Here is an 8,548-nt window from a genome sequence, read left to right as displayed (position 1 = left end):
TACGGCAATGATCGGGCGATGATGGTCAAGCGGAGTGGGGTATATGCTGATATAAGTTGGAATGAATGGGCTGAAAATGTTCGCCATATTGCTGCCGGTTTATTGTCTCGAGGTTTACAGCCGGGGGATAAGGTGGCCCTGCTATCAGAGAATCGCCCTGAATGGGCTTTTATCGATCTTGCTATTCTCAATACTGGGGCTGCAGATGTCCCTGTCTATCCCACCAATAGACCCGCCCAGGTTGCCTATATTATAAATAATTCTGAATCAGCGGTTATTTTTGTTTCCACTGAAGAGCAACTGCGCAAAGTCCTGGAAGTAAAACGATCCTGTTCCTGGTTGAAAACCATCGTCGTGATTGATCATGGTATTGATGATGCTTTACTGGCGGATGAGAGTGTTATTACCCTGTCGTTTCTGGAAGCGGAAGGGAAATCGTGGTTACAGCAGAACCCGGGTAAGCTGGGTGAACTGAAGGCTCAAATAAAACCTGATGATCTGGCAACCATTATCTATACTTCCGGGACCACTGGTGATCCTAAAGGTGTCATGCTTACGCATGAAAACTTTTACCGTAACTGTCAGGGTGCTGTCTCCATGAATGAGGTTACCCATGATGACATTGCCCTTTCACATCTTCCCTTGAGCCATGTTCTGGAAAGGATGGCTGGTTACTACTTGATGATTTATGCCGGAGCAACCATTGCCTATGCCGAAGCCATTGATATGGTGCCGTTGAATATGGAGGAGGTGGGTCCGACGATCATGGTCAGTGTTCCCCGGCTCTTTGAAAAGATATATGCTAAGATCTATGACGCTGCATTGCATAGCTCCGGGCTGAAAAAAAGCCTGATGTTCTGGGCCTTCGGGGTTGCGGACAAAATTGCTTCCTGTAAGGAAGAAAAAAAAGAACCTTCAGTTTTTCTGGGTTGGCAGTATGGCTTGGCCAAAAAATTGGTGTTCAGTAAGATGGGGGAAAAATTGGGTGGCCGTTTGCGGTTTTTTGTTTCCGGCGGGGCGCCCTTGCCTAAGAAGATAGCCGAGTTTTTTTACGCTACCGGTTATTTTATTCTGGAAGGATATGGTTTGACTGAAACCTCTCCGGTCCTGGCGGTGAATACGATAGAAGAGCTCAAGTTTGGTACCGTTGGTAAGCTGATCCCTGATGTACAGGTGAAAATTGCCGATGATGGTGAAATCCTGGCCAAAGGACCCAATATAAGCCCGGGCTATTATAAAAATCCTCAAGCAACCAGGGACGCTTTTGTGGACGGCTGGTTTTGTACTGGTGATATAGGCAACCTGGATGCCGAAGGATATCTGAGCATTACCGACCGGAAGAAAGATCTGATTGTCACTGCCGGCGGTAAGAATATTGCCCCGCAGCACTTGGAAAATTTATTGAAGCTGGATGCATATATCAGTGAAGTTATGCTCTATGGTGATAAACAGCGGTTTGTCTCGGCATTGCTGGTGCCGGATTATGAAAATCTTGAAGAGTATGCGCTGGGCCATGATGTCCTTTATACCGATATCAGGGGTTTGCTCGAAGATCCAGAGATTATCAGGCTTTTTGAACAGCGAATTAAAAAAGTACAAGAGGAAAATGAGATACCTAATTATGAACAGGTGAAAAAATTTATTCTTTTAGACAGTGATTTCACCATGGATAAGGAAGAGATAACTCCTACTTTGAAGTTGCGGCGAAAAATTGTGACCGCTAAATATCAGCAGCAACTGGATGCTTTATATGAATAGTAAAGTTCCCGCTGAGCCCCGAAAACGGGAAAAATATATGACCATTATTGATGCGGCCTTGGAAGTCTTTGCTGAATATGGTTACCATGATTGCCAGGTGGCCAAAATTGCCCGTCAGGCAGGGATTGCCGATGGAACCATCTACCTGTATTTTGCTAACAAGGAAGATGTGCTGGTTTCTGTTTTTCGCGAAAAAATGAGCGAGTATATCAACCAGTTGAAGGTTTTATTGCAGAACCATGATACGGCCGTTGATAAACTTTCAGCCCTGGTGCATTATCATTTCAGCTACATGGAAAAAAACCCTTCCATGGCCAATTTTCTCCAAATTCAACTTCGGCAGTCCGATACCTATATCCGTTCAGGAATCGCCGAACCACTGAAACACTATTATCAACTGATTGAAACGCTGGTTGAAGCAGGAAAGCAGCAGGGCAGTATTAATCCTCGGATTAATACGAAGGTAGCTCGTGAAGTAATTTTTGGCAGCATGGATGAAATTGTCAGTTGCTGGGTATTCAGCTCCCGGAAATATTCCCTCAGTAAAAATGCCGATGATGTCCTGGCAATTCTCAAAAGCGGATTGACAGTCCCTGAACCGTAGAAGATTATATTCAATCTTAGCTGAAATCAGCATGGAGATGAGTCGGGGTTTTTTTGTTAGAATAATGAATGAACAATCACCCATAAATTTCGTAAGGAGGGAATAGACATGAGTAATGGACTGGTTAATATCAGAGACCAGAAATTTATCCTTTTTGAACAGCTTAAGGTTGATAGCCTGTTTGCTGCCGGAAAGTATCAGGATTATACGGTTGAGGATGTCAATATGCTGATTGGTGAAGCGGAAAAAATGGCGGTAAATGAAATTCTGCCTACCTATAGCCTCGGTGATCAGCAGGGATGTACTTTTAAAGATGGGCAGGTTGCCGCGCCTCCCTGTTTTCATGAACCTTATAAAAAATACTGTGAGGCCGGTTGGAACGCCGCCCACAGGTCAGTGGAAGTTGGCGGTCAGGGAATGCCGTTGACCGTTTTTTCGGCCTGTGCCGAGTTGTTCAATGCCGCCAATTTTGCCTTTGTCATGTATCCGGGCCTGACCTGCGGCGCTGGTGGACTGATTGAAAAATACGGCACGGAAACCCAGCAGCGAAAATATATGGATAAAATGTATACTGGCCAATGGGGCGGAACCATGTGCCTGACCGAGGCTGGTGCCGGCAGTGATGTGGGAGCCCTGAAAACCCGAGCCAAACTGCTGTCGGACGGACGTTATCAAATTACTGGATCTAAATGTTTTATTTCCAGTGGTGATCATGATTTGGCCGAGAATAATATTCATGCGGTTCTGGCTCGGATTGAAGGAGATCCTCTGGGAACGGATGGCATATCATTGTTTATCGTGCCAAAAATAAAAGTTAATGAAGATGGCTCTCTGGGCGATTCCAATGATGTGCTTACCGGCAATATTGAGCATAAAATGGGGATTAAAGGATCAGCAACCTGTACCCTGAATTTTGGCGAGGAGGAAAATTGTATTGGCGAACTTCTTGGTGAAGAGCGCCAGGGGATGGCCATCATGTTCAACATGATGAATGAGGCCCGGTTGGAAGTGGGAATGCAGGGATTAGGACATGCCACGGCCGCCTATGAACATTCTCTTGATTATGCCCGTGAACGCGTCCAGAGCCGACCGATTTGGGAGTTCAGCAATCCTGCGGCCAAAGGGGTGCCGATCATTGAACATCCTGATATCCGGCGTTCGCTACTCTGGATGAAAGCCTATGTGGAGGGAATCCGGGCGATGAATTATTTTGTTGCTTATGCCATCGACCGGGCTGAAATTGCTGAAACCCCGGAGCAACAGGATTATTGGCATGGCTTTGCTGAGTTGATGACGCCGGTATGTAAAGCTTTCTCGTCTGATAAGGCCGTTGAAATCTGTTCATTGGCGATTGATGTCTATGGTGGCTATGGATATTGCAGTGAATATCCAGTGGAACAATACCTGCGAGACGCGAAAATTGCCTGTCTCTATGAAGGTACCAATGGGATTCAGGCCCTTGATCTGGTGGGCCGAAAACTGGCTCAGCGCCATGGTGAAAATGTCCGTAATCTGTTGCAGGAAATCGGAAAAACAGCAGCCCAGCTCCAGAAAAATGAAATCCTGCAAAAATATGCTGCTATTTTGGGGGAATCATTACAGGCTGTGGGCGATCTAACCAAAAATTTTGGTCTTTGGTCAGGAGGTTCTGGGTTGATTATTCCCATCCTCAATGCCCGTCCTTATTTGATGATTTTTGGTGATCTGATGGTGGGCTGGCAATTGCTGCAGGCTGCCGGAATCGCGGTGGAAAAATTACAAGTTATTTTTCAGGAGGCCGGAGCGGAAGATAAAGCAGCTCAACGGGCTCTGGCTCGTACTAATGAAGAAGCAGCTTTTTATGAAGGCAAGATAGCCGCAGCAAAATATTTTACCGTTGAGGTGTTAAGTATTCTTAAGAGCCGATGCCAAAGTGTTGAGATGCGGGAAAAGATCGCCGTGGAAATGCTGGATGCTTCATTTGGTATGTAAACGTAATAATAGAAGAAATAGGGGGGATAATTGCCATGTCATATGAAATTAAAAAAGCTGCGGTTTTAGGTGCCGGGGTTATGGGTGCCACTATCGCCGCCCACCTGACCAATGCCGGCATTGAGTGTTTGTTGCTTGATATTGTGCCATTTGAGCTGACCGAGGCAGACCAGCAGCAGGGATTGACCCGGGAAAATCCAAAATGGCGCAACAGCTTTGCGGCCCGGGGTCTGAAAGGAGCCCTGAAATCAAAGCCTGCCAGCTTCTATAGTAAAAAAAATGCGGAGATGATCACCATCGGTAATTTTGAAGATGATCTGGAAAAACTGTCTCAGGTTGACTGGGTGATAGAGGTCGTGGTTGAAAATCTGGAGATAAAGCAGGAGTTGTTCGCTAAAGTGGCAAAGGTGATCAGCAAAAAGTGTATTGTTTCCACCAATACCTCGGGGCTGCCCATTAGAGATATTTCTGCCAAGCTGACAAAATCCTTGAAAAAAAGATTTCTGGGGGTTCATTTTTTTAATCCTCCCCGTTATATGAAACTGGTGGAGATTATCCCCGGCGAGGAAACGGATGACGATGTTGTTGGTTTTATGACTTCTTTTTGTGAGGATGTCCTGGGGAAGGGAGCGGTGCTCTGCAAGGATGTGCCGAACTTTGTCGGCAACCGCATCGGGGTTTTCGATATTGCCAATGCTATTAACATTATGGTGGAAAAGAATTTATCAGTGCCGGAACTGGATGCGATTATCGGTAAGGCCCTCGGCCGGCCTGGCTCATCTATTTGTGGGACTATGGATCTGGTGGGCACTGACGTCGGGTTCCATGTCATGAATAATCTTTATGCGGCGGTTCCCGATGATGAAATGCGGGAGATGTTCGTGCCCCGCGAGTTCATGGTAAAAATGGTCGAAAATAAATGGCTGGGGAATAAAACCAGGCAGGGCTTTTATAAAAAAACCAAAGATGAAAAAGGTAAACGGCTGAAACTGGCGCTTGATTACCGGACGATGGAATATGTTTCTTTTGAAAAGCCCAGGTATGCATCACTACAGGCGGCAAAAAAGGAGCCGGGTGGCTTTGCTGCCAAGTTGCGGCGTCTGTTTCAGGGAAACGATGTGGCAGCTGAAGTGATTAGAGAATATCTCTGTCGTAATTTTATTTATGCGGCCAACCGAATTCCTGAAATCTGTGATACGGTGGTTGCCATCGATAATACCATGAAGTGGGGGTATAATCATAAGCTTGGACCTTTTGAGCTCTGGGATGTGCTGGGGGTGCAAGAGGTTGTCAAAGTGATGGCAGAGCTGAAACTGAAAGTGCCGAAAAAGATCAGTGAGATGCTCAAAGCCGGCCATACTTCTTTTTATCTGCGTCAGGATGATGGTCTCTACTATTATGATTTTGCCAGTCAGGATTATGTCAAGCTGGAGCAAAATCCGAAAATTATTTTATTGCCACCCCTTAAAGAGCGTAACCGGGTGGTAGCTTCCAATGCCGGCGCCAGCCTCATTGATATTGGTGACGGGGTGGCCTGCCTGGAATTTCATACTAAAATGAATGCCATTGACGGTGATGTCGGCACCATGATCTATGAGAGCTGCGATATTGTTGAAAAAGATTTCCTCGGGTTGGTGGTGGCCAATCATGGCACAAACTTTTCAGTCGGGGCTAATCTTTTTCAAGTTTTTGTTGCTATCCAGCAGGGCGATTGGGATATCCTGGATAAGATGATCCATGATTTTCAATATGCCAACATGCGGCTCAAATATGCTGCCAGGCCGGTGGTTATTGCCCCGGCTGGAATGGCGCTTGGAGGTGGCTGCGAAATTTCCCTGCATGGTGATCGCTGTCAGCCCTGCGGTGAAACCTACATGGGCCTGGTTGAGGTGGGAGTTGGGGTGATCCCTGCCGGCGGTGGCACCAAAGAGTTGATGGTTCGCTGTACTGAAGGGATTCCTGATGGAACTATAGCCAATGGTCTTAATATGCAGACACATTACCAGAAGGCGTTTGAGAATATCGGCATGGCCAAGGTGGCTACCAGTGCGGTGGAAGCGATGGAACTTGGCTATATCCGTAAAACGGATGCCATCAGCATGAATCGTGATCAGCAGATTTACGATGCCAAGAATGTTGCTCTGGGTCTGGCCCGCTTTTATCGGCAACCAAAACCTGTCATGATTCCGGTAATGGGAGAAAACTTCCGGGGGATGGTGGATTCTATCTTGTATAACATGAAGGCCGGTAACTATATTTCCGACTACGATGAGTATGTGGCTAAAAAACTGGCCGGGGTGCTTTCCGGTGGTGACTGTGCCGAGGGCACCTTTGTTTCCGAGGATCTGATCCTTGATCTTGAGCGGGAAGCTTTCTTAAGTCTATGTGGGGAGACAAAAACCCAGGATCGGATGATGTACATGTTGAAAAACGGTAAACCATTACGGAATTAATCATAACTATTTCAGCCGGTCGGGAAAATAAATCCTGGCAGCTGTATTGAGATGGAGAAATGGAGGATTATTATGCAGGAAGCAGTTATTGTTGCCTCGGTAAGAAGCCCGGGTGGACGCTATAAAAAGGGGGGGCTGGCCCAGACCAGGGGCGATGAAATCGGCATCCAGGTAGTTAAAGGTCTTTTGGCCCGGGTTCCAAAGCTTAAACCGGAAGATGTTGATGATTTGATCTGCGGTTGTGCCTTCCCGGAAGCGGAACAGGGGATGAATATCGGCAGGGTGATCAGTCTCGGTGCCGGTTTGCCCATCGAAACCTGCGGCATGACCGTTAATCGTTTCTGCTCTTCGGGGATTCAGGCAATTGCCGATGCAACCGCTAAAATTCAGGCTGGCTGGTCAGATGTCATCATTGCCGGCGGGGCTGAAAGCATGAGCCATATTCCCATGGGTGGCAGTATTTTTCGTCCCCATCCGGGATGGAATGACTTGCCCAACACCTATGTATCCATGGGTATTACGGCTGAAAACGTGGCGGAAAGATACAAAATATCCCGGGAAGACCAGGATAAGGTGGGAATGGAAAGTAATCGTCGGGCCCATGAAGCGATAGAAGCGGGAAAATTCAAGGAGCAGATCATTCCCATCAATGCCTGGAAGTATTCTACTGATAAACATGGGAAAAAGATTCATGTCGAGGTTCCTTTTGAAATGGATGATGGTGTACGCTGGCCGGCATCGCTGGAAAAAATGGCGAAGCTGAAATCGCCATTCAAAGCGGGAGGTGTAGTCACTGCGGCTAATTCATCACAAATGACCGACGGCGCTTCCTTTGCTTTGATTATGAGTGCTGAAAAGGCGAAAAAACTGGGTTTGGAGCCGTTGGCAAAATTGACTAATTACGCGGTTGCCGGGGTGGAACCGGAAGTCATGGGAGTAGGCCCGGCATTTGCCATTCCAAAAGTTTTGCAGCAGGCTGGACTTAAAACCAAAGATATTGAGCTTTTTGAAATTAATGAGGCATTTGCCTCTCAGTGCATCTATTCCCTGCGCCAACTGGGTCTGGAAAAGCGTTATTGGGATGGTGATATCAATCCTAATGGCGGCGCCATCGCCCTCGGACATCCACTTGGCTGTACCGGGGCTAAATTGACAACTCAACTGATTTATGAGTTGAAAAGGCGAAAGCTGAAACGGGGTATTGTTTCCATGTGTATCGGCGGAGGGATGGGGGCGGCCGGCATTATTGAAATGTTGTAGATTTTCTCAGAAACCGGTTGTAAATAACTCAACTTTCTGACTTGCGTTGTCAGGGACGTAATTACCGGATGTTCGGGTTTGGCTCATAGCCTGTCTGCCGACAGGCAGGCGGTATTGGGCCGCCGAACGAATCACACGATGTGATTCGCGGCGGACGCGGGGACATTGCTTTAGCGGTGTCCCCACTAGCCGGCTTGTCTGCGTGCGGCACGCACAGGCAGGCCATGGACGGCAGGCGAGAATGAGCGAGAGCCATGCCGGAACACCCTTGTAAATTTCTTTCCGCTGTTTTCAGAACAACTCAGAAAGTTGAGTAAATAACTAACAGGAGGGGGTTTTCCCCTCCTGTTTTTCATTGTTCCTGGTTGACCAATCTGATAAATGTGCTATAAGAAGTGCATTAAAATAAAACCTTGCCCCCATAGCTCAGGTGGATAGAGCGACGGATTCCTAATCCGCAGGCCGCGTGTTCGAGTCGCGCTGGGGGCACCAATAAAATCAA

At 47.2% G+C, this 8,548-nt stretch carries 6 protein-coding genes and 1 tRNA gene; 6 read left to right on the top strand and 1 reads right to left on the bottom strand.

The annotated features are described in order from the left end of the window. The 5 genes from U9P07_07280 to U9P07_07260 form a co-directional block, all read left to right on the top strand. A partial coding sequence (locus U9P07_07280; protein ID MEA2109205.1) for a long-chain fatty acid--CoA ligase occupies nt 1–1,758 on the top strand: 1,758 nt, incomplete at its 5' end. Beyond that, nucleotides 1,751–2,362: a TetR/AcrR family transcriptional regulator gene (locus U9P07_07275; GenBank protein ID MEA2109204.1), complete on the top strand. Its 612-nt coding sequence runs from the start codon at nt 1,751–1,753 to the stop codon at nt 2,360–2,362. The genes U9P07_07280 and U9P07_07275, both read left to right, overlap by 8 nt. 108 nt (nt 2,363–2,470) lie before the next feature. Further along, nucleotides 2,471–4,333: an acyl-CoA dehydrogenase gene (locus tag U9P07_07270; GenBank protein ID MEA2109203.1), complete on the top strand. Its 1,863-nt coding sequence runs from the start codon at nt 2,471–2,473 to the stop codon at nt 4,331–4,333. A 35-nt stretch (nt 4,334–4,368) separates the two neighbouring features. After that, complete coding sequence (locus U9P07_07265; GenBank protein MEA2109202.1) at nt 4,369–6,786, top strand: 3-hydroxyacyl-CoA dehydrogenase/enoyl-CoA hydratase family protein; 2,418 nt, start codon at nt 4,369–4,371, stop codon at nt 6,784–6,786. Between the two features lie 72 nt (nt 6,787–6,858). Beyond that, nucleotides 6,859–8,046: a thiolase family protein gene (locus U9P07_07260; protein ID MEA2109201.1), complete on the top strand. Its 1,188-nt coding sequence runs from the start codon at nt 6,859–6,861 to the stop codon at nt 8,044–8,046. Between the two features lie 61 nt (nt 8,047–8,107). Here the strand turns inward: U9P07_07260 and U9P07_07255 are convergent, their stop codons facing one another. Beyond that, nucleotides 8,108–8,302, bottom strand: coding sequence for a hypothetical protein (locus tag U9P07_07255; protein MEA2109200.1), 195 nt, complete (start codon nt 8,300–8,302; stop codon nt 8,108–8,110). Nucleotides 8,303–8,461: 159 nt separating this feature from the next. Between U9P07_07255 and U9P07_07250 the strand changes: the two genes are divergently transcribed. Then, nucleotides 8,462–8,538, top strand: a tRNA-Arg gene (locus U9P07_07250). The last annotated feature ends 10 nt before the right edge of the window (nt 8,539–8,548 follow it).

It is taken from the genome of Pseudomonadota bacterium (assembly GCA_034660915.1).
Classification (GTDB): domain Bacteria; phylum Desulfobacterota; class Anaeroferrophillalia; order Anaeroferrophillales; family Anaeroferrophillaceae; genus DQWO01.
The sequence above is the reverse complement of the archived record's forward strand: the minus strand, read 5'-3'. Positions and strand labels throughout refer to the sequence as shown.